Here is a 23,381-nt window from a genome sequence, read left to right as displayed (position 1 = left end):
TTTTATTACACCACAGACACACCACTTCGAAATCATCAAAGCGTCCATTTTTACAGTAAAACCGAATAGAAACTTTAATCTTTCTTATCTGGTCTGATAATCAGCCTTAATGTCGGATCGTTGGTAATAAAGCTCCATAACCAGTTAAAAGCCAGTTTTGCTTTGTTTCTAAATCCGGCTATTGGAATGATATGGATAAACAACCACACTAACCAGGCAAAAAATCCTTTGAAAAAACCTTTAGGTAAATCAACCACAGCTTTGAATTTAGCAATAATTGCCATCGAGCCTTTATCATTATAAGCAAAAGATTTCAAAGGCTTCCCCTGTACTTCATGCATTAGGTTCTCTCCTAATAAATCTCCCTGCTGAATGGCAACTTGCGCCAGTTGAGGGTGCCCATCAGGAAATTTCGGATCGGTAAGCTGGAGACACTGATCACCAATGGCATAAACCCCTTTTAATCCGTTAACCTGATTATTGGCGTTCACCAGAATTCTCCTGCCTTTTCCAACCGACTCTTTTGGGATTCCTTCTGCTGACCTTGCAATAACCCCCGATGCCCATATTAGCGTTGCCGCCTCTATATCCGTACCGTCAGACAAACTCACTTTTGTCCCATCATATCCCTTCACCAGTTTATCCAGCAATATCTCAACACCTAAATTTTTCAAAACTTTAATGGCCTCATTCTGGCTTTTCTGACTCATGGGTGCAAGCAATGTTTTCAAACCGTCAACGAGATATATCTTGCCCATTTTGAAGCCTGCCTCCGGATAATCCTTTGCAAGTACATTTCTACCCATTTCGGCCATCATACCTGCCAGTTCAACACCTGTAGGTCCTCCACCGGCAATTACAATGTTCGAAAGCCTTCTCTTTTCCTCCACATGTTCCGCACGCATGGCTTTTTCAAACTGCAGCAAAATATGGTTTCGCATTTCTACGGCATCTTCTATGCTCTTCATTGGTAGTGAATTCTGGCTGATCTCCTCGTTTCCAAAAAAATTGGTTTCCGCTCCCATGGCAAGTACCAGTACATCATAGTCCAGCACGCCATTGTTTGTTGTAATCTTACGCTCTTCAACTGCAATTGATTCCAGTTTCCCCATAAAAAAACGTATCCCTTTCTCCTGAAATAATTTCCGGAACGGATAGCTGATATTAGATGGTTCTATAAACGCAGTAGCTACCTGATAAAGCAGTGGCGGAAAGAAATGGTAGTTATGCTGATCAACCAGCGTAACCTGATGTTCTGATGATTTGGAAAGTTTTTTCGCCAGGTTAAGTCCTGCAAAACCTCCTCCTATGATAACAACTTTTTTCATTTTATTTTATATTGATGGATCACTGAGATCAAATGGTGGATGTAAATAAGATCCGGTTCTTAATCAACCCACTGGGGCGCATAAAGTTTGAATAGATCAGCATCTACAGTCGATTAAGACACCTGAATTACTTTCATCATTTCCGCGCAAAGGTACAACAGCGCAGCGTTAATCAAAAGTTACATTAACTATAGTTTTAAATTACTTATCTGCGTTCCCCGATTTGTTGCCTCCACATGGAATAATATAATCCCTTCTGATCAAGCAGCGAATCATGTGAACCGACTTCAGAGACCTTTCCCTTTTCCAATACATAGATGGTGTCTGCATGCATAATGGTAGAAAGCCTGTGTGCAATCAAAATCGTCATTTGTTCCCTCTTGTCAGATATTTCCCGAATGGTTTTTGAAATTTCTTCTTCAGTAATAGAATCGAGCGCTGATGTGGCCTCGTCGAAAATCAACAGCCTTGGTTTTCTCAGTAGTGCCCTGGCGATGGAAATACGCTGTTTCTCTCCTCCCGACAGTTTCATACCATTTTCTCCGAGCACAGTGTCTATACCGTTGGTTGCTTTGGCAATCAAACCTGTTGCAGAAGCTTTATCCAAGGCATCCTGTATCTCCTGGTCGGTTGCTGCAGGGTTAACAAAGCGCATATTATCTTTGATTGAGCCGGCATAAAGCTGAGTTTCCTGAGTAACAAATCCGATTTGCCGGCGGAGGGGATTGTAGCGAACCTGGCTGGAAGAAATGCCATTGAAAGAAATTTCACCTTCCATAGGCAAATAAAGTCCAACCAATAACTTCACTAACGTTGATTTACCAGATCCCGAGGGACCAACAAAGGCAGCCGTTTGCCCATTACTGATGCTGAAGGATAAATCGTCGATGGCATTGTAAGATGCTGTTTTATGACGAAAGACCACGTTTTTGAACGCCAGTGTTTCAAGGTCTGCCACTTCAACTGAGTTTTCAGGACGCGTCTCTATAGATTTCCGCATCAGCATATCAAAAGTATTCAGCGAAGCATCGGCTTCCCGGTACAGAATGATCATATTACCCAGATCCTGTAGCGGCGTAAATATAGCCGTAGAAATAAACTGCATGGCAATAAGTTCACCTGTACTGAGAATGTTCCGGAATATTAACCACAACAATATAAATAGTACAGATTGCTTTAATAAAATCAATAGTCCACCCTGAAGAAAAGACAAACTACTCACCTTTTTTGCCTTCAGCATTTCCAGATCAAATATCTTTTTAGTTTGTTCATTCAGCCGTCTGATTTCTGCAAAAGTTAAACCAAGGCTTTTCACCAGCTCGATGTTTCGCAGGCTTTCTGTGATAATACCGGCCTGCTTATCGGCCTGACGATTAATGGAGCGTTGAATAAACTTTATTCTTTTCGAAACCAGTCCTGTTAGTGAACCCAGAACCAGTACCCCAATAAAAAAAACCGGAACCAGCAACCAGTTTTTATTAATGCTATACCACAAAAGGAAAGCAATACCAACGAGCGATGAAAACAGAATATTAATGAAAGCATTGATAAACCTTTCTGCATCAGTTTTAACTTTTTGTAATACAGATAATGTGGTTCCGCTCCTGTTTTCTTCAAACTCCTGAAAGGTAAGCCGAAGCGTCTGCTTTAAGCCATCGTTGAATATACTCATTCCAAAGCTGGCCACTGCCTTGCGGGTAATGAACTCCTGAACCGATTTACATAACCTGGCAACCAGTGCAATCACCAGTGCGATTACTAACCAGTAAACTACTGCTGATATCAGCTCCTTTTGGCTCAGGCCAAGTTTATTTGTTGAGTAATCATCAATAATTTTCCCAAAAATAACGGGATCAAGTAAACTCAGAAGTTGCGACGCTGCAGCCAGTGCCAGCGATGCAACAATCAGCCATTTGTAGGGAAGCAGGTATCTGAACAGTATCTTCATGATATGGTGTTAATCAATACAAGCTACAACGCCGTGCCCCAAAAATGGTTTCAATAATAAGGATATATTGCAAGGCTCCTGCTAACCATGTTCCTGATCGGCAACATTACAACAATAAGTTTTGAATTCGAGCCAAATCTCAGTTAAATAATCCCGACATTTGGAAAACGAGCCCTTTCCTAACCAGGAGGATAAAAACCATTTCAATTTCCTGTATAAATATGAAAGCAATAAGAACCGTACGGTATTTTATGATGAAGAGGCTCAATTTAATTGCTATTCTTATTCTTGTTTTATTGATTGGTATTCCTGCAATATTGATCCAGGGCGAACACTATAAGGGACCTATCGCCAGCCGCCAGCAGAATATAAGTGGTAAAAAACTAAAAATCAGCAGCGGAGGCCGTAGCGTAGAGGCTGTACTGACTGAAAATGCTACCACCAGAGCATTTATCACCAGATTGCCTATGACGCTTAAAATGAAGGACATCGACCACCGTGAAAAGTATGCCCTGCTAAGCACCAAACTTCCTGTTAAGAGTCTGGTTGAAAAGCAGCATGTTATTGGCGATGTCTCCTATCTGCCTGATGGTCGGATCTCGATCATTTACCATCAGGACAACAAACCGACTAACCTGAAATTCATAAAACTTGCCAGTATCGGCGCCACTGTTAATGCGTTAAGTCTGGAAAGCCTTTCAGAAATCAGCTTTGAACTCATTAAAAACCACGATTAACCGCGCTTTATTAACCTCCTTTTTCTTGCTTTGTTTGAGCTTCATTATTTGGAACAAGCCCTTTTCGCTGCAGGGGAGTAAGCCATTCGGGTGAAGTTTTAGGTCTAAAGGGATTAAAAAAGTAAAGTCCGTCTACACTGTATAACCTAAAGTGTTTTTTTAATCTATCGCTGAATCCTTCGTAGTTTTTGCCAGCTTGATTTGTCCATGCTGCTTCGGCGAGTGCCGCCATACGTGGAAAAAGCATATAATCCATTTGTTGGTTTTCTACAAAAGCTTCTGTCCATAAATTGGCTTGCATTCCCCGTATTAAATTACCGGCATTTGGCAAATCTGTTATGGCCGCTCCCGGAAAATTATAAACATTTTGTATCGGAACAAAACTGCCCGACCATTTACGGCCCAGCACTTGAGATGAATCCTGAACAAAATCGAAGTATAGTGGCAAACGTGGGCAAAGTACAACCTTAAACCCTTTTTGCAGGGCCTGCTTTAATACCTCCGGTTTATCATGCCTCCACCAGAAAACGGTGGTTTCATCAGTACTTAACTTTCCACTAACAATCTCATCCCATGCCAAAACTTCATTGTTCAAATTTTTGATACTATCTGCCATTCTTTTCACAAAATAAGCTTCAACCTCTGTCAGGTCTTTAAAATTCTGCTTTTTTATCAGTTGCTGCACAGCCTCATCCTTATTCCAGTGTGCGTTACCAAAATGAACTTCATCAGCACCTATATGAATCATCTGTGATGGGAAAAGCACATCGACTTCCTTCAGAATACTTGACAGGTACGCATATGTTTCCTCTTTACCCGGATTAAAAGTAAACTCCGGATATTTGGGTGAGCCACCGCCACTGAATGCCGGATACGCCCTGTTGGCAGCTGTGGCATGACCAGGCATATCAATTTCCGGGATTACATCAATATACCGTTCAGCAGCATACCTCACTATCTCTTTTATTTCTTCCTGTGTATAATACTGAGCCTTGGCCAAAGAGTCTGTTTGATTGCCAATTCCACCCACCAGGGTTAACTTCGGATAAGCTTTAATTTCAATCCGCCAACCTGGTTGATCAGTCAAATGCCAGTGAAACTTGTTAAGCTTATAAAAAGCCATCCAGTCTAATAGCTGCTTTACTTTTTCCTTACCGAAAAAATGACGGGATTCATCCAGCATAATTCCACGCCAGGCATAACGGGGCTGATCTTTTATTTGCCAGCCTGAGAGGCTAATCCGGCCTTTAACCACATCTGTTTGCCGGATAAGCTGAAGCAGAGAAGAAACACCTGCAAACAAACCCTGAGGGTATGATGCCTTAATTTCGATCTTATTTTCCAAAACCAAAAGCTGATAAGCCTCAGCTGGTTGCTTCACTTTGGGCGTAAGCTTCAAATGGATATAATTTGCGCTACCCTGATTACCTGTACGCAAACTTACGGCACTATATTTCAATATCTCTGCTTGAAGATAGTGGGCTATAGCAGCCGTATTTTCATCGCCGAAAATCTGCGTGTGCTGATCAAGAATAAATGTTGAACCCAGCTGAACGGCTTCAACCGGTTTTGGGATTAGCGGTATTTGAACCTGGGCCTTTGTAAACTGGCTTGCTGTAATCAGCGCAAAGAATAAAAATAAGTGTTTCATTTAATGTGGTATCAATTAATGGTCCTCACTACTAATATCCCTTAGCACTAAACAATGTACTATAGGCCAACAGAAAATTTTTCCTCCCGCCCCAAGTACTAACATGCCTGCCTGTTTTCCACAAGTCACTGCTTCAGCAATCAAGCTTGCGCTTGCTTACCTTTCGTTTCAGAAAAATTCAACTTTAAGGCTACTTGTATCTAAGCCTCCTCCATCGTGGCCTTATGCCGGCTTCCCCAATCCTCCAGCGCCTTAATGATAGGCTTTAATTCATATCCAATCGTCGTCAGTTCATATTCTACTCTTGGGGGTACTTCCGGATAGACTGTCCGGCTGATCATTTTGTTATCTTCCAGTTTGCGTAATTGCAGACTTAACATTCGTTCAGTGATATTGGGCAAACGCTTTTTCAACTCACTAAATCTCAGTTTTCCTTCCAATAGCCACGAACATATTACCAACGTCCACTGTCCACCTAGTATATTCGAAGCGTAAGCTTCCGGACATTCCTCTGCAAGCGCCTGTTTATTGGCAAAATTGGTCGATGCTGTTTTAATATCTGTCATTACTTACATTTAATATAGTATATTACAACGGGCTGTTAATATACAAAAGCTGGGTAAGGGACAGTACTTTTGTATTAAATAATTTTGAAAAAATGCAAACACTAGTCATTGTTACCCATCCAGATATCGAAAATTCACTGGTTAATAAAAGGTGGATTCAGGAGCTCAATAAATTTCCTGATCAATACGTTGTTCACCAGCTTCACGAGGCTTATCCGAATGGAAAGATAGATGTTGTGGCTGAACAAAAGCTCATTGAGCAATATGATAAAATCGTTTTTCAGTTTCCCTATTATTGGTTTAACAGTCCGTGGTTCCTGAAGAAATGGCTTGATGAGGTATTAACTCATGGATGGGCATATGGAAGTAAGAGTGGCTACCCAATATCAGGGAAGAAGGTTACGCTTGCTATATCATTAGGGGTTGATGAAGAGGAGTTGAGCAACACAGGAAAATATGGATACCCTTTAACAGAACTTACGCGACCATTTGAACTTAGTTTCGAATATGTCAAGGCAGACTATCGCCCGATATTTGCTTACTATGGAATTGAATATAATTCATCGAAAGAAAGCATAGAAAAAAGTGTAAAACTATATATAGAATTCTTAAATGCGCTGTAGATAAGTACTGGCAAACTTTACGATATTTACGGCGGAGCCATTATTTATGTTCACAAGTGGTAACTCAAACTGAAAAGTATGTCCAAGAAATTCACGATCATAATCCTATTTTCAATGCTATTTTCCTTTGCCGGTGCACAGCCTGTTGTGCTCCGGTCTACGGGGATCCGTAAAGCTTTTCAGCTCTCTATTTACCCCGGCGCCGATGGTAAAGGGGCTTGTGTGCAATACCTTGGCCAACATGGTTTTATACCTTTGAAGTTAAAAAGCAGAGTGGCAAAAGGTGGTGTATCAAAAGTAGTTTACGTTTGGGACGAGGTAATTGATGGGAAGGCGACCGGCAGCTATGGATTGAGTATGGAAGCTGGAAGTTCATCAACGGCATGGTATAAGCGTAATAAAGACAACAAAATATTTAAGCTTGCGGTAGCGACAAGTAGGGATACCATTACCACACTGGATAAATACCTGCTTCATGGCACGTTGATCTCATTCAGTCATAGCACAAATAAGCCGCTGCTTTTTAGCTATCCAGATGGCAGTTCAAAACTTAAGCAGCTGCCCGACTTTGATCAACCAGATCCACTTCGCATGGGTACTATAGCCGATTATAATTTTGATGGCTATGATGATGTGGCATTTTCCATTCCCGATGCCGGAATGGGTGTGTACAGAATATTCAGTATTTATCTGTACCATCCTTCGTCGAAAAGGTTTGAGGCCCTGACTGATCCTGATCATCCTAAAGCCAGTTGCGCTGGTTTGTGTGACGTAACCTTAAATCAAAAAAACAAATTACTGTATACCTCCTGCCGCGGCGGTGCAAACTGGTGGAAAGATGTTTACCGGTATTCAGATCATAATACCCTGATATGGTTAAAGTCAGAAAAGTTAAATTAAAAACTTTTAAAATCTGGAACGATTAGGTATAGCGGGTTAAAGTATAGAATTAAACAAAAAAATGACTACAGCTATTTTATTTTTCAGAGTTTAAGTTATACCTTTGATACCGCAAGGGGTGAGAGCCTTGCATCAATCATAAGATTGAGAGCGTTAATTTAGATTAGAGACCGTATCCGGAGGGTACGGTCTTTATTTTTTAATTAACTTTTGCTTATTTATCCCTTTTCCTGACTTACCCCTATTGCATTTGCTTTCCAAAGTATATATCCAAGGCGGCCGCATAGTTCAGCCACATGGTATTCTATATCAGCTGGAACATCATTTACAATGCGGAAGCGAATTTTGAACTTAGGATTATAACTCAGGTAGATTACCAGAGCATCAGAAGAAAATCCTCTGCCCGACAATGTCTTTAAATGTACATCCTGTAATTCAGTTGCTGCACGCTTCAAACGGTCGTTCATCACTTTGGCAAGGGCTTTTTCAGGCTTAAAATCAGTTTCGAAGATGGGAAGAACTGTTACTGTCATGCAGCAAAAATATCAGGATATCGGACACTAACAAGTGAATTTCCTTAAGCGATTGGAAATGAGCGAAAATAATTTCAGCAATATAACACCTCCAATCTAAAACTGCGCCCAAATACGCTAATTGAGATTCTCTAGTAATGGGAAGGAACCATCGACTTCCATAAAATATAACCTAGTCTGCCACATCGTTCTGCAACAAAACCTTCAATATTGGCTGGCACGGCCGTTAAAATATGATAGCGGATTTTATATTTTGAATTATAACTGATGTGGATGAGCAGTTCGTCAATGGCAAACCTTTTTTGAGAGAGAAGGACCAGATGAAAATCCTGAAGTTCGGTTGCAGCACGCTTCAGCCGGCTGTTCATGATCTTTGCGAGTGCCTGATCCTGCAAGAAATCTGTCTCTTCTATAGCTTTTACCGTAACCTTCATGTAACAAAATTACCATCTTTAAGTCCATCTGCAAGCTACTTTTTTTAAGTGGCTGCTAAAGAGAATCAATAGTTTTGCACACCGGTCAAAGCATGCAAAATAGACCATTCTCCACCGCTTTTTTTGATTGGTAAAGTGTTCCCCGATTTCCCCGGGATCAGGAATTTCTTCCTGATCCGGTTTATCCCAGTTGGCTATCATGTCTTTACTATCATAGCTGATGGAGTATGGAAGACAGGTTTTTACAAATTGTTAAGGCCTTCGAGGCGCCCGCGGTAAGTTTCAATTTCATTTAACGCTTCGCGGATGGCGGTTCTTTGTTTTTGTAGCAGTTCTATGTGATCGGCATGAATAGCCTGGTCATCGAGTGCGGCGTCGAATTTTTCAATTGCTGCTTTTTCTCCGGTTTCTATGGCGCTTAAAATGGCGATGTCATCCTTGCTACTTAATGCCTGCTTGATGTCTATCCAGGTGCGGTGTAGTGCGCCCAGTATGCCACCACTCTCATTTTCTGAATGTCCGCCATGCTGGGTAATGTGAGCCGTTAATTCGTTTGCATAGGCTTCACGCTGTTTGGCAAAACCGGTAAACAGGCTTTTTAGTTCTGGGCTATCTGTGGTTTCGGCGGCAGAATCGTAGCCTTCTTTACCGTCATTTAAAATATTGATTAGTCCTTTGAGGTCACTGATGATTTCATTATTATTTTCCATGGTATATCATAAATTTATTTCTTTACTAACCAGGCAAACAGGTAAAAGGTTTGGGAGTTGAGCGTTGAAGTGACGGTTTCGTAGGTCAGCTTTAGTCGCAGGTGCAAATTTCCAGATGAGATAAGTATACGAGAAATAAGTAAAAATCCTTTTTGCCAGTTAGTGATAATAAGTTGTTTTTAACTTAAGAGCAGCGCCGATTGGCGCTGCTTTTTAATTGTTAGCATGCGATGTTTTAGCTCCGGGAAATAAAATCTATCAGATCAGCATTTAAACGGTCTTTTGCAGTAATGAAAAGTCCATGCGGTTCCCCTTCATAAACGATATACTCTGCTTCAGGGAGTAACTGGGCCGCTTGTTCACCGGTCGCTTTGATCGGCACGGTCTGGTCTTCATCGCCGTGAATGATGAGGGTTGGTACATTGATCGTTTTCATTTCCCCCCGTAAATCCGTCGAAGAAAAAGCTGCCGCGCAGCCAAGAGTCGATTTCAGCGTTGCCTGCATGGCAATATTCAGATCGGTAGCCAGTCTTTCACTGCTTACCGGTTTATTAAGCAGTCCCTGTCCATAAAACTGTTTGGTAAACGTGCCCAGAAATCCCGGACGATCTGCTATGAGGCCAGCGGTGATCTCATCAATCTTTTCCTGGGGCACTCCGTCCGGATTGTCTGCGGTCTGTAGCATGTATGGCGCAATGGAGCTGATCAGGATGGCTTTGGCAATACCCTTTCCGCCATGGCGGCTAAAGTAACGCACCACTTCCCCTCCGCCCATCGAAAATCCGGCCAGTACCGCATCTTCCAGCTTTAACTCTTCAATTACCGCTTTGAGATCATCGGCAAGGGTATCATAATCGTAACCATCCAGGGGTTTATCGGATTTACCGAATCCCCTGCGGTCGTAACTGATTACGCGAAAGCCCGCATCAGTCAAGGCAGCAGACTGGTAGTCCCACATCTGGTGGTCCAACGGCCAGCCATGGACGAGAATCACCGGACGGCCTTTTCCAAGGTCCTGGTAATGGATACTGACTTCTTCTCCGCTAGCGGATGTGGTTTTGATAAATTTCATAGGTTTTTATTTTGATGTTAATGTTTCCTTAAAACAAGCGTAATGAGGGAGATGTTCTCTGAAAAAACACTTCTGTTGGTTTTAAGGGACCGCTAAACGAAAAAAACCTCGCTAACTTCGAGGCCTTCCGTGAAATTAATTAATAAAGTAGTTCGATGCAGTTAGATAGACAGGTCGCTAAAACTAAAAAGGAAGCACTTTGTAGTGCTTCCCATCCTATCATGACCCGTTATGGATTATGATTTAAGGCTATCAAAGATACCAGCTTCGCTGCCACCAATGTTATTACCTAATGAGAACGAGGTACTGCTGGACTCATCTCCATCCTGTGTAGAATTAGAAAATGATAACAGATTGCCGATATTCAGCGCACCGCCCAAACCACCAGAACTTGCGGAGTCATTGTTACCAAAAATTCCACCACCGTTAATTTCTTTCATTTCGTTTAAATTCAATTCTTGCATTTTCATGATTTCAAGTTTTAAATGTTGCCTACTCTGTTATAAATTTTCAGCTGATTCTGTTTCCGGTTTTTAACCGTCGTTTGATATTATCCCAATACTGACTTTTTCAATAAAGCGGATATGCTGGATTCTAAAATTGTTCAGGAGGGTGAACTTTCTGATCCGGCCATTGTCGCCAAAGACGGTTATGATGCTTTATTAGCGGGAAAAGACATGGTGGTATCAGGCTTTAAAAACAAGGTTCAAGTAGCTATGGGTAATATCACTCCAGATAGTATCCAGGCGGCGCAAATGGAAAAAGTGCAGGAGCCAGTACAGGAAAAAGAGAAATAAGCTACAGCTAAAATTTATTCCTTTCGTAGAAATACTGGGAAATCTGAGCTGAGAATTCCAGGATAGAAGCTATGGCCTTACTTCACTTTCACTACAACTTTCCCTTTGGCACGTCCACTTTCAACATAAGTTAAAGCTTCGTTGGTTTGCTCAAATGGAAATACCTTGTCTATAATCGGTTGAATGGCACCTGCCTCTATAAGCTCAGTGATTTTATTTAACTGCTCGCCCTCTGCCCTCATAAATAAGAAAGTATAGTTGACATTTTGTTTTTTTGCTTTCCTGCGGATTCTGCTGCTAATAAGTCTAAGAATGATTTTTACAAACCAGGGTACTTCTGCTTCTTCTGCAAATTCTGGTGTTGGCGGACCAGAAATGGAAACTGCCTTTCCTTCAGGTTTTAGGATGCGGATTGATTTTTCAAGGGTTTTCGTATCCTGACTGTTCAGTACGGCATCATAGTCTTTTAGTATATCTTCAAAGTCCTGTGTTTTATAATCAATCAACACATCTGCACCAAGTTCCTTAAGCAGGGCAAAACTTTTTTCGCTGGCCGTTGTGGCAACCGTTGCACCCAAGTTTTTTGCCAATTGAATGGCAATGGTACCTACACCACCGGAACCTGCCTGGATGAAAACTTTTTGCCCTTTTCTAAGATTTGCTTTTTCTACCAGCGCCTGCCATGCGGTCAGCCCTACCAATGGAATTGATGCGGCTTCCTCCATCGTCAGGTTTTTGGCTTTAAACGCAACGTCCTTTTCGTCTATGGCAATAAATTCTGCAAATGTACCGATCTGAAAATCGGCAGGTCGTGAATAAACTTCATCGCCGACCTTGAATTTTTTCACATTTTTCCCCACCTTGGTTACCACACCTGCAACATCATGTCCCAACACTAGCGGAAGCCTATAAGGTAAAATCAGTTTAAACTCACCTGATTTTATTTTAGAATCCAATAGGTTTAAGCCTGCTGCATGAATCTCTATCAACACATCGTTGTCTTTTACCTGTGGAACCGGCACATCGTCAAGGTGTAACGTTTCCTTTTTCCCGTACTTATTAATGGTGTATGCTTTCATTCTGATGGTTATGATTTTAATATTGCTTCTGATTTCTTTGGATTGATCAATCCAAATGTCAATTTAGGGAAAAGTCGGTTCAATACATAGATCAACTTCGTATCGCCAACACGAATGGTATATTGGTCTTTTTCCAATCCCTTTATCAGTTCCTTTACCAATTTTTCGGGACTAATTTTTTTATCATCGCGGTCTGCAACCATTTCTGTATCCACCAGTGGAGGCAACAATTCGAAAACTTTTACATTGCTGTTCAAAATTTGTAGATGCCCCCTTAAAGACTTGGTATAGAAGGCCAGTGCAGATTTTGATGCCGAATAAGTAGCTTCTATCATTGACGGCACAATACTCAAAATGGAGGTAGTATTAATGATAGCTGCTTCCTTTCTTGAATTGAGCATTTCCATAAAAAGATTATTGAGGCGGATAACACCAAAATAATTGACCTCCATTTCATAAACAGCGCCTTTGAGATGCTTGTCGTTTGCTATACCCAAATTAATAGGCGGAACACCAACACCGGCATTATTGTACAATATATCAATGCCCCCCAACTGTTTAACCTTGTCGAAAAGAGATTGCGCATCTGCTTCATTACCCGCATCACTTTGTATGGCAATTAAACTAGGGTACAATTGCTTTGCTGCATTTAATTTCTCCTGATTTCTGCCCGTAATGATAACACTTGCCCCAATTTCTAAAAATTGCTTTGCCGCTTCCAGTCCTATACCCGAACCACCGCCTGTGATGAGTATTGTTTTTCCTTTTAAATCCATTACTCCTTGAAATTAATGCGGAACATTTTCCGTAACTGGAATAACCAATTCGTGGATTTTTTTTGTGTCGCCAACCGGAATCTCAACTTGATCTTTTTCCAATGCGATGAACAGTTCATCTGCCACTTCCGACGCCGGAATTCCATTCGCTCCACCAATTTCTGCAGAAAACCCGGTATTTACCAAAGGCGGATAAAGCTCATAAATATTTAAATTTTCGTTATCTGAAAATGTATCTCTCAACCCCTGCGTGTAGCTGTGCAGTGCCGCTTTGCTTGCCGAGTAGGTTGGCAGATATTTATTTGACCTGAATACAGCGATGGAGGAAACATTTACGATTGCTGCCTCTTCCTGTTGTAAAAGTAAAGGCAAAGTTAAGGCAGTAAAATCAATTACACTGATGTAATTGGTATTCATTTCGTGGTATGCTTTTTCAGCAGCATCATTGTTGGTATCGCTTAAATCATTCATAAAAGCAGCACCAGCATTATTGATGACGATGTTAACCTCTGGATGGTTGGTTCTCAGATCTTCTGCGATCCGAACTCTATCTGCTTTTATAGATAAATCGCCCTGAATGGCTACTGCACTATTCAATTCTTTTAAGGCGTGCTGAAGACGCGCTTCATCACGTCCATTGATGATTATATGATTACCTGCCCCACTTAATTTTTTGGCAATCGCCAAACCAATACCGGCACTTCCGCCGCTGATGAATATTGTATTTCCTGTTGTTTTCATGATTGTTGAGTTTAAAAACTTATATGTTATTTATCCGACGTTGGATAATCGGTATACCCTTTTTCGCCTGGTGTATAAAAAGTATTCTGGTCAGGTATGTTAAGGGCAGCATTTGCTTTAAATCTTTCAACTAGATCAGGATTTGCTAAAAATGGAACACCAAAGGACACCAGATCCGCATCCCCATTATTTAATACTTTGGTTGCTGTTTCCTTGTTAAAACCGCGGTTGATGATGATGGTACCTTTGTAAATCTGACGGAAATGTTTGGCTACCTCCTGTACCGCCTCTGGGATTGCAGACACATCGGTAAAAGGTTCTATCAGGTGCAGGTACGCCAGTCCGTAGTCATTTAACCTGTTTACGATATAATCATAAAGAGCTATGGTTTCATCATCTACAAGAATGCCCATAATGCCATTTAGCGAAGGATTTAAACGAACACCAACTTTTGTAATGTCAACCGATCGTTTCAGTTCATCCAAAATATCAAACAGGATCCTTGCCCGGTTTTCTACCGAACCACCATATTCATCTGTACGCAGGTTAGTGTTTTTGCTGAAAAACTGTTGTAACAGATAACCATTGGCGCCGTGCAATTCAACACCGTCAAAACCTGCTTCAAAAGCATTGATTGCCGCTTGTTTAAAAGCGTTAACTGTTCTTTTGATATCCTCGATCGTCATGGGCTGGGGTGTTTCTGATGCTTTAAAACCTTCAGCAGTAAATACCTGTTGCTCTGGATTTACGTGAGATGGTGCTAAGGGTTTTTTACCATTGTGAAGGTCTGGATGCGAATAAGCACCAGTGTGCCATAATTGTGCGAATATTTTTCCGCTTTTTTGGTGTACGGCCTCTGTAGTTAGTTTCCAGCCCTTTACCTGTTCATCTGTATAAATTCCGGGCACATTTACCACACCTATAGCCTCTTCGTTCACGAATGTTCCTTCTGTAATGATAAGTCCTGCTGTGGCTCTTTGGGCATAATACTCTGCTATTAATTCTGTAGCTACATTACCTTCGTTATTGGCACGGGAACGTGTCATTGGTGCCATAACCAGACGGTTGCTCAGCATTAAGCCGCTTAGGCTATAAGGTTCAAAAATTATTGCTTTTTCCATTGCATCTATAGTTTAATTAAGTAATTTTGCTTGCGTTTTGCAAGTGCAAATATATAAACAACTTTTAATTTGCAAGTGATTTTATAATTTTTTTTTATGAAGGATATAAAAAAAAGGTCTGACTGCCCTATTAGCAGCTCATTGGATATTTGGGGAGACAAATGGTCTTTGCTGATCGTTAGGGACCTGATGTTTGCCAAAGAATGCACGTATGGCGACTTCTTGAAGTCGGATGAAAAAATAGCGACCAATATTTTGGCTTCCAGATTGCTGACCCTCGAAACAAATGGAATAATCACGAAGCATGGCCATCCGGAAAGCAAAGCGAAAGTTTTATACAAGCTAACCCCAAAAGGCGTTGACCTACTTCCCTTGATGATGGAAATCAACTTATGGGCTGATAAATATTTTGCACTTCCAAAAGAAAGAAAAGCAATGCTCGAAGAAGTAAAAAAAGACAAGGAAGGTTTTATCAGAGAAAAAACAATTTCGCTGTTAAATAATAGTTAGAAGATTACTTAAACTCATTGGTTTTTTGAATATAAAAGGGTATGAAAGAACTATTAAAAAACAAAGAACTGAAATTAAATTATATCCCAAATCATGGTGCATGAACCTATCCTCAAAGATATCCTCTCACAAAATGACGAGAACAGTCAGGAAAAAAAGATACTCCTAGTAATAAAAAAATTGAGCAGCAAAACTGGGCGGTAGACTTTAACTGAAAAAAATATGCTAAAAAACAACCTTCACCTTTCTTAAGGGACTGAAGAAATACAATACCAAAGAATGGTTTGCTAATCATTGAGATGAATTTCGCGAAGTCTATGAAAATTTCGAAGGGTTCACTTAAGATCTTATTAATTCGATCAGCAAGTTTGACCCTTCAATCGCATGCTCTCATCTACTAGCTAAAGATTGCATACCACGTCTAAATAAGAGACTTATGATAGATATTGACCGCAATAAAAAATTGCCATTCAGTTTTTCTGATTTTACATCTGGAACATTACTTAATTCGGTAGGCATTGACCTTACCGGTAATGAGAAAAAAGCTTCGGGCTGGTGCGCATTACGTGGCGATTTGGCCAGCACCTCAAGATTGTTTACCAACGAGGATCTTATCAATAAAACTGTCTCTGCAAATCCGGCCGTTGTTTCAATTGATTCTCCCCTTTCGCTCCCATTTGGTCGATTGTCGGTGTTTGACGACGACCCAGGCAGAGCAGCCTTTGGAATAACCAGAACTTGTGAACGAATCATGTCCAAAAGAGGGATCAGATCTTATCCTCCATTGATCAGGAGTATGCAGCAGCTGACTTTGAGGGGGATTAAGCTGGCCCACATTTTTCGATCCTTGGGCTACACGGTGATAGAAAGCTTTCCTGGCGCTGCACAAGATATTCTGGGCATACCAAGAAAACAGAAAGACTTACCTCAACTAATGAACGGTTTACAGCAATTTGGTTTAAAGGGCAATTTTAGCTCTGAACTGACCAGCCATGATGAGATTGATGCGATAACCGCCGCACTGGTAGGCCATTTCTTCGCCGACAATAAGTATGAGGCCATCGGAACCCTGGAGGAAGGTTACCTGATCCTTCCCAAATGTATGTATTGACCTAAATATGTATTTATGGTGGGCAAACGCAAAACTACATCGTAGTTTTATTTCAGGGACGAGGATGCTATTTTATGGGTTTGGAATGCTTATGAGTGTATAAACGATAAACAAAAAAGTACTTGCTTTGTCAAGTCCATCCGGCCACATGGGTTTCACGAATACACGGAAATGGAGCTTTTCGTGAAAGCAGGGTGAAGCCCGATGGATGCGATTGTTCCCACAACACAGAACGGCGCGAAAATATTTGGCATCAAGGATAAACAGGGTGCTTTACAAATTGGTAAAAAGACTGACTTTATTGTACTGGAAGCCAATCCACTAGGCATATCACGAACATGCCATCTATTGGGTATTTGTGGAAAGACAAAAGACATTGCTCCTATATAACATGGCAAAAAACGCCGATTTAACATAAAAAAACCGGACTTTGAAATGTTCAAAGTCCGGTTGTACCCAGAAGCAGATTCGAACTGCCACGCCGTTGCCAGCGCCACCCCCTCAAGATGGTGCGTCTACCAATTTCGCCACCTGGGTTTGTGCTGCAAATATAAATTAATTTTAGATTTTCGGAACAGCGAATTACAATTCTATTTTTAAACCGTCATAAGCCAGTCTGATATTCGCAGGCAACTCCTGCTCTACTTGTTCATGTAGTCCTAAATTATGACTGATATGCGTAAGGTAAGTTATTTCAGCACCAATCATTTGTGCAAAATTAATAGCTTCATTCAGGTTGAAGTGCGAAATATGGGCTTCCTTCTGCAATGCGTTAATTACAAGGACTTTTGTTCCACGGATTGTTTCCACACTTTCTGGTGTTATGGTTTTTGCATCAGTGATGTATGTAAAATCGCCGATACGATAACCAGTGATTGGCAACAAATGATGCATCACTTCAATTGGTGTTATGGTATTTTTACCAATCTGGAAATCCTCACCATTTACCACAGTATGCAGATTAATCTGTGGCAATCCGTGGTATTTAGTATCCGCAAAGATGTAATAGAATTCCCTTTTTAAAGCATTTTGAACGCGTTCCGTAGCGTACACATCAATAACCTTGTGCAAAAGGTAATTAAAGGGACGGATATCATCCAAGCCCGCGATATGATCTTTATGTTCGTGAGTGAATAATACAGCATCTAAATCCTTTACCCCTTCACGCAAGAGCTGGTAGCGAAAATCAGGGCCGCTATCTACCACTATGGTTTTATCGTCTGTTTCAACTAGAACTGATGTCCGTAACCGGTTATTTTTTTTATCTGTAGAAGTACACACAGCACAATTACATGCAATTACTGGAACTCCCTGCGAGGTCCCGGTGCCTAAAAAAGTAATCTTCATCCTAAAAAACGCTCCTCTCTACGCATAAAATTGTTTGTTCTGTGTGCATTAAAATAATTCCGTTTGCTGTAGTGAATGGTAAAACTGACGTTGCTTTTCATCCAAAAGATTTTCGTCAGCGTTGGTTTGTTTAACCAGTGTAACCAGCGCAGCTATTTTGCCTTCAAGGTTAGAAAATTTGTTAACCACAATAACTTTGTTATGCTCCAGCAGGCAAGATCCTGTTTTAAAATTCCCTTTCTCATAACGTACCTTATAACCCATCGCAAAAAGCAACAGTTCGAGTTTTTCTAAAGTATGGTTTGTTAGTGGCAATGACATTGGAACAAACTTAGAGAAATATGAGCAGCATTCATAAAGACAGCGACGAAAAGATATAAAAAAAGGTTCAGGTAACGATACCTGAACCTTTTAATCTCATTCCGAAAAAGGAAAAGAATATTATCTTAAATCGACAACCTCAACACCAGGATATTTTTTGGCATCAAAAGCAAAAGTAGTTTCCGGAACGTTCACGTTAGATGAAAAGGTTTTCACATTATAAGTGTATTTATTTCCGTTTTTATCAAACAAAACTACGTTTGCAATTTGCTTGGCTGTTTTGTCTATACTTAATCTCACTTTAAAGATCGATTTTTTTGCATCTACGGGCGTAAGATCGATCATTTGATATGTTTTGCCACCCACTTTCTCGTCACCAGTGTAGATGTATTTAAAGCCTTTTTCATAAACAGTAAAGATTTTGGCCGGATTAATTGCATCACTATTAGGGTCGATGCTGCTCACCTGAACTTCTTTATCTTTTTTTAGGTAGGTCCACTGGCTTTTACCATCACTAAATAACTCCTGGTTAGTCATTGCAACTTTATATTTGTTGGAATTTGCCTTTACATACAGTGTACCCTGCTGAGTCTCTTTCACTTTGGCTTTCGGATTATCTAAAGTAAAGGTAAAATCAGTCTTTACAATATTGTAGGATTTGTATTTTTTACTTACCTCTGCCAAAATAGCTTTAGCCTTCGCATCGGTTTGAGCATAAGTTGAGGTAGCAAAGGCAACCACAACCATTAATGCCGAAATTAGTTTTTTCATCTTGTATATTTAATTTTTTGTTGAAACGTTAGAGCAGATTAACTAGTATTGGTTTAATCTAATCTTTGTCATCCATACCGTTCAAGAATTGTTCCAAAGAATATTCATCGGGATATAAAACTTCTCTGGCCTTACTTCCTTCAAAAGGGCCTACAATGCCCGCAGCCTCCAGCTGATCAATAATACGCCCGGCACGGTTATAACCAAGTTTCAGCTTACGTTGTATAAGTGAAGTAGAACCTTGCTGGTGCATCACGATGAGGCGTGCAGCATCTTCAAAAAACTTATCGCGTTCATTAGGATCAAAATCAGCTTTGCTTCCCTCTCCTGCTTCATCGATATATTCTGGAAGCTGATAAGCATCCGCATAACCACGCTGATTACCGATGAATTCGGAAATTCTGTCTACCTCTGGTGTATCAACGAACGCACACTGTAGCCTGATTAAGTCGCTTCCCGTGGACAAAAGCATATCTCCCCGTCCAATCAGCTGATCCGCACCACCACTATCAAGAATGGTCCGTGAATCAATTTTAGAGAGTACCCTGAATGCTAACCTTGCAGGGAAGTTGGCTTTGATTGTTCCTGTAATAATATTCACCGAAGGACGCTGGGTAGCCAGAACCAAATGGATACCAATAGCACGTGCCAGCTGTGCCAATCGGGCAATTGGCGCCTCCACCTCTTTGCCGGCAGTCATCATCAGATCCGCAAACTCATCTACCACCAGTACAATAAAAGGTAAAAACCTGTGACCATTGTTCGGATTAAGTTTACGCTTGATGAACTTATCATTGTACTCCTTTAAATTCCTTACCTGAGCATCTTTTAATAAATCATACCGTTGATCCATTTCAATACACAAAGAGTTCAAAGTATTGACAACTTTTTTGGTATCGGTAATAATTGCATCAGCTTCTCCTGGGAGTTTAGCCAGAAAATGGCGCTCTATTCTGTTGAACAGGGTTAACTCCACTTTTTTCGGATCTACCAGTACAAACTTTAACTGGGCGGGGTGCTTTTTAAACAGTAACGATACCAGAATAGAGTTGATACCAACCGATTTACCCTGGCCTGTAGCACCTGCTACCAGTAAGTGGGGCATTTTGGCCAAATCGGCAATGAAAACCTCATTGCTGATAGTTTTACCCAAGGCAATAGGTAAATCCATCGTATTGCTGGTCCATTTTTCTGTATTTAAAATACTGCGCATTGGCACCATTTCCGGATGCTGATTAGGCACCTCAATACCTATAGTACCTTTTCCTGGCATTGGCGCAATAATACGAATCCCCAAAGCCGCCAGTGAAAGTGCAATATCGTCTTCCAGGTTTTTGATTTTGGAAATCCTTACTCCGGGTGCAGGGATAATTTCGTAAAGCGTAACGGTCGGACCTATCGTTGCTTTAATCTTATCGATTTCGATATTGTAGTGATTAAGCGTTTCTACAATTTTATTCTTATTGGCCTCCAGTTCCTCTGCATTTACAGAAATTTTATTGGTACCGTAATTTTCAAGTAAATCAATGGTAGGATATTTATAACCGGATAAATCCAGTTTTTCATCGTAATTACCAAACTGTTCAACCAGATCATCAGATTTTTTCTCTTCTTCGGTTTTCTCGATCGTAAAATCAGGTTCATGCTCTTCTTCTATTGCAGGCTCAACAGTCAGTGGCATCGAAGCCGCTACGGCAGCTGCAACTGGTATGGATGCCGGAGGAGTGGGTAAAGGTAAATTAGTAGCCAACGGAGATAGAACCACAGGAGCAATGACGCCATCCTCAGGTTCTTCTCGATCTTCGAATCTGCCAGGCTTGAGCACCACGTTTTGTTGTTTACGATCGTTATTTAAATTGGGCTTATCCCTAAGCGGAAATTCTATAGATTCGGAAGGTTCTTCCACTTCCTTATTACGCGCAAATTTCTCCCTCACTTCATTTACGTAATCCGGCGTATCATTATCAAGATAAACTTCTTTTTCCTTACGCTCTGGTAGCTTGAAGTCGATATTGTATGCAATAATGAGGATGGTTAAACCTGCAAATGCAATTAAGCCTGCTACACCCGCAGCACCTATTTGCGCAGCCAGTAACCTATTGCTCCAGAAGCCAAACTCTCCTTCAACATAATGTGGTGATTCTGACCAGAAACTATGGGCAAATCCTAATGTTAATGAAATAAATAGTAAAAAGAAAAAGCTATATCCTAGTGTTTTTGAGATAGAAAGAATTTTAACTTTAAAAAGAAGGCGGTAGCCAATAATAAAAAATGCCAGCACAAATAAGAAAGAGGCAATTCCAAACCACTCGTAAATAAACTGGTGAGACAATAATGCACCAAACTTCCCTAACCAGTTTTGAACCACAGGAATCATAACACCAGAATTTTTTAATTCTTCGCTGGTTTTGAAAAGATTTCCCCAGCCACCGTTTGCATCAATAACATAACTCTGGTCGTCCTGCCAGGTGAACAGATATGAGGTAAAGGCAATTAAAAAATAAAGAGAAAGGATAACAAAAAATAAACCTACAATTTTTACTGCACGCCCGTCCTGCAAGTCGAAACTTGGCAGAAATTCCCTTTTCTCTTTAGGCTGGCGACTAGAAGACGACCTCCCCGATGCATTTTCGGCACCTTTATCTTTAAACGTATTGGTTTTAAACTGGTTTCCCCTTATCGCCATTTTCTGTACTCAAATTAATATTTAACAAATATAAAAGATATAGTTTTATTAGTACCATAAATAATATATTCCACCCATATTAAACCTTAACGAAGAAAATCTGTCTATTTAAATACAACACACAAGTTGTACGTTTTGTCAAATGAAACGGATTTTGTTTTAGGTTTATCCCGTTTTATCCTGCGAGAGGAGAAAACGGGATTCTTGTTTAAAACATACCCCAAGGCAGCCGAAAGATTTCTATTATTAATTTGATATGCTTTGATCAATTACGATAAAGAAGTTGTCCATATTTTGCATTTAACATAACTCTATATATATTTAGAATTAAATTGTTGTCTATTATCTGTAATTAAACAGTTTTTGAAACAAAACCGCAATTATGAGTATAGCCCAGCTCGAAGAATATATTGAAACAGGTAATTTGCAGGCTGTAAAAGCAACCTTGGTTCAAAACCCAAGATTAGCAAATACAAATACGTCCCACAATATATCACCTCTCCTTTTAGCCTGCTACTACAAGAAGCAGGATATTGCAAATGTGATTGCCGAATTTACCGATGATCTGACCCTGTTTGAAGCTTGTGCTGTAGGTAAATTCGATACGGCTACTCTACTGATTTTTCAAAAACCGGATAGCCTTAACGAATTTTCGGAAGATGGTTTTACTCCTCTTGGCCTGGCTTGCTACTTTGGTCACGAAGATCTCGCCAGGTTCCTGGTACTGAAAGGAGCAGAAGTTAACCTGGCTTCCAAAAATGGTTTCAACGTATTCCCAATACATTCTGCGGTAGCGGCAAACAACATTAATATTACTAAAATGTTATTGGATGCAGGTGCGTATCCTAACGTTTGCCAAAAGGCCGGGCTCGCACCACTACACAGTGCCGCGCAACTGGGGAATATTGAGATGATTATCCTCCTCCTGGAACATGGAGCCGAAGTTGGTCTGCGTATGGAGGGAGGAAAACTGCCTGCAGATCTGGCTGCAGAAAAAGGCTATAATGAAATTGCAGAAATTTTAAGGGAAGATTAATTGTTACTCCCAAATCCTTGACCGCATCCGCTTCATATAAGTCCTGATATCCAGCACAACAGCGGCGAGAAAGTAAAATAATATAGGAAAACCTACAGCGAGAAATGAGGAATAGATAAAAAAGAGGCGAACTTTTGCTGTACTCATATTTAACTTGTTAGCCAAATAGGTAGATACACCAAAGCTCTGTTGCTCAAAATAAGTTATAATTCGCTGGAACATTTTAAGCTTATTAAATTTCACTAAAAAACAAAACTATCAAAAGCAAAACAACTAGTTATTTATGATAACTAATTTAGCAATAATATTTGATTAAAACGTAGAAAGAGATTTGAAATTATTCCAGAATCAATTTTTCGAAATCTTGCCGGTCCTCATGTTTAATGAACAAAATCTGTTGTTCTTCTAAACCTGTATATTTTTTCTTCAGTTCATTTTTGAACTTCTCAATGTCTACACCTGCGTTCAGAATTACGGTCAATGCATCTGCATTCCCTCTAACTTCAATAATTTTATCAGGGTAATGTTCTTTAAGTTCATGTGGGAATTCCATATTCATCAAACCGATTAGATGTTAGAAAGT

27 protein-coding genes and 1 tRNA gene are annotated in these 23,381 nt (G+C 40.4%); 8 read left to right on the top strand and 20 right to left on the bottom strand.

Annotated elements, in window-relative coordinates; translation table 11 throughout:
* Window positions 1-74: 74 nt before the first annotated feature.
* Window positions 75-1,328 carry an NAD(P)/FAD-dependent oxidoreductase gene (locus R2Q80_RS16990; RefSeq protein WP_316800745.1) on the bottom strand — a complete coding sequence of 418 codons (1,254 nt, stop codon included), beginning with the start codon at window positions 1,326-1,328 and terminating at the stop codon, window positions 75-77.
* A gap of 205 nt (window positions 1,329-1,533) precedes the next feature.
* Window positions 1,534-3,276: an ABC transporter ATP-binding protein gene (locus tag R2Q80_RS16985; RefSeq protein WP_316800744.1), complete on the bottom strand. Its 1,743-nt coding sequence runs from the start codon at window positions 3,274-3,276 to the stop codon at window positions 1,534-1,536.
* A gap of 221 nt (window positions 3,277-3,497) precedes the next feature.
* Here R2Q80_RS16985 and R2Q80_RS16980 point away from each other — a divergent pair, with 221 nt between their 5' ends.
* Window positions 3,498-4,013: a cyclophilin-like fold protein gene (locus R2Q80_RS16980; protein WP_316800743.1), complete on the top strand. Its 516-nt coding sequence runs from the start codon at window positions 3,498-3,500 to the stop codon at window positions 4,011-4,013.
* 10 nt (window positions 4,014-4,023) lie between these two features.
* Here R2Q80_RS16980 and R2Q80_RS16975 read toward each other — a convergent pair whose 3' ends face one another.
* Window positions 4,024-5,664: a beta-N-acetylhexosaminidase gene (locus R2Q80_RS16975; RefSeq protein WP_316800742.1), complete on the bottom strand. Its 1,641-nt coding sequence runs from the start codon at window positions 5,662-5,664 to the stop codon at window positions 4,024-4,026.
* Window positions 5,665-5,864: 200 nt separating this feature from the next.
* Window positions 5,865-6,230, bottom strand: a complete 366-nt coding sequence (locus tag R2Q80_RS16970) for a winged helix-turn-helix transcriptional regulator (protein WP_047799276.1) — start codon at window positions 6,228-6,230, stop codon at window positions 5,865-5,867.
* 92 nt (window positions 6,231-6,322) lie between these two features.
* On the opposite strand from R2Q80_RS16970, the gene R2Q80_RS16965 reads away from it, so the two are divergent.
* Together R2Q80_RS16965 and R2Q80_RS16960 are read left to right on the top strand one after the other, a co-directional pair.
* A complete protein-coding gene (locus R2Q80_RS16965) occupies window positions 6,323-6,853 on the top strand; it encodes an NAD(P)H-dependent oxidoreductase (protein ID WP_316800741.1) in 531 nt (176 codons plus the stop codon).
* A 114-nt stretch (window positions 6,854-6,967) separates the two neighbouring features.
* Window positions 6,968-7,753, top strand: coding sequence for an XAC2610-related protein (locus R2Q80_RS16960; protein ID WP_316800740.1), 786 nt, complete (start codon window positions 6,968-6,970; stop codon window positions 7,751-7,753).
* A 218-nt stretch (window positions 7,754-7,971) separates the two neighbouring features.
* Here R2Q80_RS16960 and R2Q80_RS16955 read toward each other — a convergent pair whose 3' ends face one another.
* The 5 genes from R2Q80_RS16955 to R2Q80_RS16935 all read right to left on the bottom strand — a co-directional run bounded on the left by R2Q80_RS16955 (window position 7,972) and on the right by R2Q80_RS16935 (window position 10,972).
* On the bottom strand, window positions 7,972-8,286 hold the full coding sequence (locus R2Q80_RS16955; protein ID WP_316800739.1) for a hypothetical protein: 315 nt from the start codon (window positions 8,284-8,286) through the stop codon (window positions 7,972-7,974).
* Window positions 8,287-8,417: 131 nt separating this feature from the next.
* Complete coding sequence (locus tag R2Q80_RS16950; protein WP_316800738.1) at window positions 8,418-8,720, bottom strand: hypothetical protein; 303 nt, start codon at window positions 8,718-8,720, stop codon at window positions 8,418-8,420.
* Between the two features lie 242 nt (window positions 8,721-8,962).
* A complete protein-coding gene (locus R2Q80_RS16945; protein ID WP_316800737.1) occupies window positions 8,963-9,430 on the bottom strand; it encodes a PA2169 family four-helix-bundle protein in 468 nt (155 codons plus the stop codon).
* Between the two features lie 235 nt (window positions 9,431-9,665).
* Entirely contained in the window at window positions 9,666-10,502 is an 837-nt protein-coding gene (locus tag R2Q80_RS16940; protein WP_316800736.1) for an alpha/beta hydrolase, read from the bottom strand.
* A 236-nt stretch (window positions 10,503-10,738) separates the two neighbouring features.
* Window positions 10,739-10,972 carry a hypothetical protein gene (locus R2Q80_RS16935; RefSeq protein ID WP_316800735.1) on the bottom strand — a complete coding sequence of 78 codons (234 nt, stop codon included), beginning with the start codon at window positions 10,970-10,972 and terminating at the stop codon, window positions 10,739-10,741.
* Between the two features lie 114 nt (window positions 10,973-11,086).
* On the opposite strand from R2Q80_RS16935, the gene R2Q80_RS16930 reads away from it, so the two are divergent.
* Window positions 11,087-11,299: a hypothetical protein gene (locus tag R2Q80_RS16930; RefSeq protein WP_316800734.1), complete on the top strand. Its 213-nt coding sequence runs from the start codon at window positions 11,087-11,089 to the stop codon at window positions 11,297-11,299.
* Between the two features lie 77 nt (window positions 11,300-11,376).
* Here the strand turns inward: R2Q80_RS16930 and R2Q80_RS16925 are convergent, their stop codons facing one another.
* The 4 genes from R2Q80_RS16925 to R2Q80_RS16910 are packed head-to-tail and all read right to left on the bottom strand — an operon-like array spanning window position 11,377 to window position 15,016.
* Window positions 11,377-12,378 (bottom strand): NADP-dependent oxidoreductase, encoded by a 1,002-nt coding sequence (locus R2Q80_RS16925; protein WP_316800733.1) that lies wholly within the window; start codon window positions 12,376-12,378, stop codon window positions 11,377-11,379.
* Window positions 12,379-12,386: 8 nt separating this feature from the next.
* Entirely contained in the window at window positions 12,387-13,154 is a 768-nt protein-coding gene (locus R2Q80_RS16920; RefSeq protein WP_316800732.1) for an SDR family oxidoreductase, read from the bottom strand.
* Window positions 13,155-13,166: 12 nt separating this feature from the next.
* Window positions 13,167-13,895 carry an SDR family oxidoreductase gene (locus R2Q80_RS16915; protein ID WP_316800731.1) on the bottom strand — a complete coding sequence of 243 codons (729 nt, stop codon included), beginning with the start codon at window positions 13,893-13,895 and terminating at the stop codon, window positions 13,167-13,169.
* A gap of 26 nt (window positions 13,896-13,921) precedes the next feature.
* Window positions 13,922-15,016, bottom strand: a complete 1,095-nt coding sequence (locus R2Q80_RS16910; RefSeq protein ID WP_316800730.1) for an alkene reductase — start codon at window positions 15,014-15,016, stop codon at window positions 13,922-13,924.
* Between the two features lie 96 nt (window positions 15,017-15,112).
* Here R2Q80_RS16910 and R2Q80_RS16905 point away from each other — a divergent pair, with 96 nt between their 5' ends.
* The 3 genes from R2Q80_RS16905 to R2Q80_RS21935 all read left to right on the top strand — a co-directional run bounded on the left by R2Q80_RS16905 (window position 15,113) and on the right by R2Q80_RS21935 (window position 17,027).
* A complete protein-coding gene (locus R2Q80_RS16905; RefSeq protein WP_316800729.1) occupies window positions 15,113-15,526 on the top strand; it encodes a helix-turn-helix domain-containing protein in 414 nt (137 codons plus the stop codon).
* Between the two features lie 436 nt (window positions 15,527-15,962).
* Window positions 15,963-16,637 (top strand): DUF429 domain-containing protein, encoded by a 675-nt coding sequence (locus tag R2Q80_RS16900; protein WP_316800728.1) that lies wholly within the window; start codon window positions 15,963-15,965, stop codon window positions 16,635-16,637.
* Window positions 16,638-16,841: 204 nt separating this feature from the next.
* Window positions 16,842-17,027 (top strand): amidohydrolase family protein, encoded by a 186-nt coding sequence (locus R2Q80_RS21935; protein ID WP_410478757.1) that lies wholly within the window; start codon window positions 16,842-16,844, stop codon window positions 17,025-17,027.
* A gap of 63 nt (window positions 17,028-17,090) precedes the next feature.
* Here R2Q80_RS21935 and R2Q80_RS16895 read toward each other — a convergent pair.
* From R2Q80_RS16895 to R2Q80_RS16875, 5 genes are all read right to left on the bottom strand, one after another.
* Window positions 17,091-17,174, bottom strand: a tRNA-Leu gene (locus tag R2Q80_RS16895).
* Window positions 17,175-17,219: 45 nt separating this feature from the next.
* Window positions 17,220-17,984, bottom strand: a complete 765-nt coding sequence (locus R2Q80_RS16890; RefSeq protein ID WP_316800727.1) for an MBL fold metallo-hydrolase — start codon at window positions 17,982-17,984, stop codon at window positions 17,220-17,222.
* Window positions 17,985-18,032: 48 nt separating this feature from the next.
* Window positions 18,033-18,305 carry a hypothetical protein gene (locus R2Q80_RS16885; protein ID WP_047799291.1) on the bottom strand — a complete coding sequence of 91 codons (273 nt, stop codon included), beginning with the start codon at window positions 18,303-18,305 and terminating at the stop codon, window positions 18,033-18,035.
* 120 nt (window positions 18,306-18,425) lie between these two features.
* Entirely contained in the window at window positions 18,426-19,076 is a 651-nt protein-coding gene (locus R2Q80_RS16880) for a LolA family protein (protein WP_047799292.1), read from the bottom strand.
* Window positions 19,077-19,134: 58 nt separating this feature from the next.
* On the bottom strand, window positions 19,135-21,762 hold the full coding sequence (locus R2Q80_RS16875) for a DNA translocase FtsK (protein ID WP_316800726.1): 2,628 nt from the start codon (window positions 21,760-21,762) through the stop codon (window positions 19,135-19,137).
* Window positions 21,763-22,144: 382 nt separating this feature from the next.
* On the opposite strand from R2Q80_RS16875, the gene R2Q80_RS16870 reads away from it, so the two are divergent.
* Window positions 22,145-22,798: an ankyrin repeat domain-containing protein gene (locus tag R2Q80_RS16870; RefSeq protein WP_316800725.1), complete on the top strand. Its 654-nt coding sequence runs from the start codon at window positions 22,145-22,147 to the stop codon at window positions 22,796-22,798.
* 3 nt (window positions 22,799-22,801) lie between these two features.
* Here R2Q80_RS16870 and R2Q80_RS16865 read toward each other — a convergent pair whose 3' ends face one another.
* Together R2Q80_RS16865 and R2Q80_RS16860 are read right to left on the bottom strand one after the other, a co-directional pair.
* Entirely contained in the window at window positions 22,802-23,020 is a 219-nt protein-coding gene (locus tag R2Q80_RS16865) for a PspC domain-containing protein (RefSeq protein ID WP_047799560.1), read from the bottom strand.
* 115 nt (window positions 23,021-23,135) lie between these two features.
* Complete coding sequence (locus R2Q80_RS16860) at window positions 23,136-23,357, bottom strand: hypothetical protein (protein ID WP_316800724.1); 222 nt, start codon at window positions 23,355-23,357, stop codon at window positions 23,136-23,138.
* Between the last annotated feature and the right edge of the window lie 24 nt (window positions 23,358-23,381).

Origin of the sequence: Pedobacter frigidisoli (assembly GCF_032678525.1) — a bacterium.
GTDB lineage: Bacteria > Bacteroidota > Bacteroidia > Sphingobacteriales > Sphingobacteriaceae > Pedobacter > Pedobacter frigidisoli_A.
Note: the sequence above shows the minus strand (reverse complement) of the source record. Positions and strands in the feature narration are given on the sequence as shown.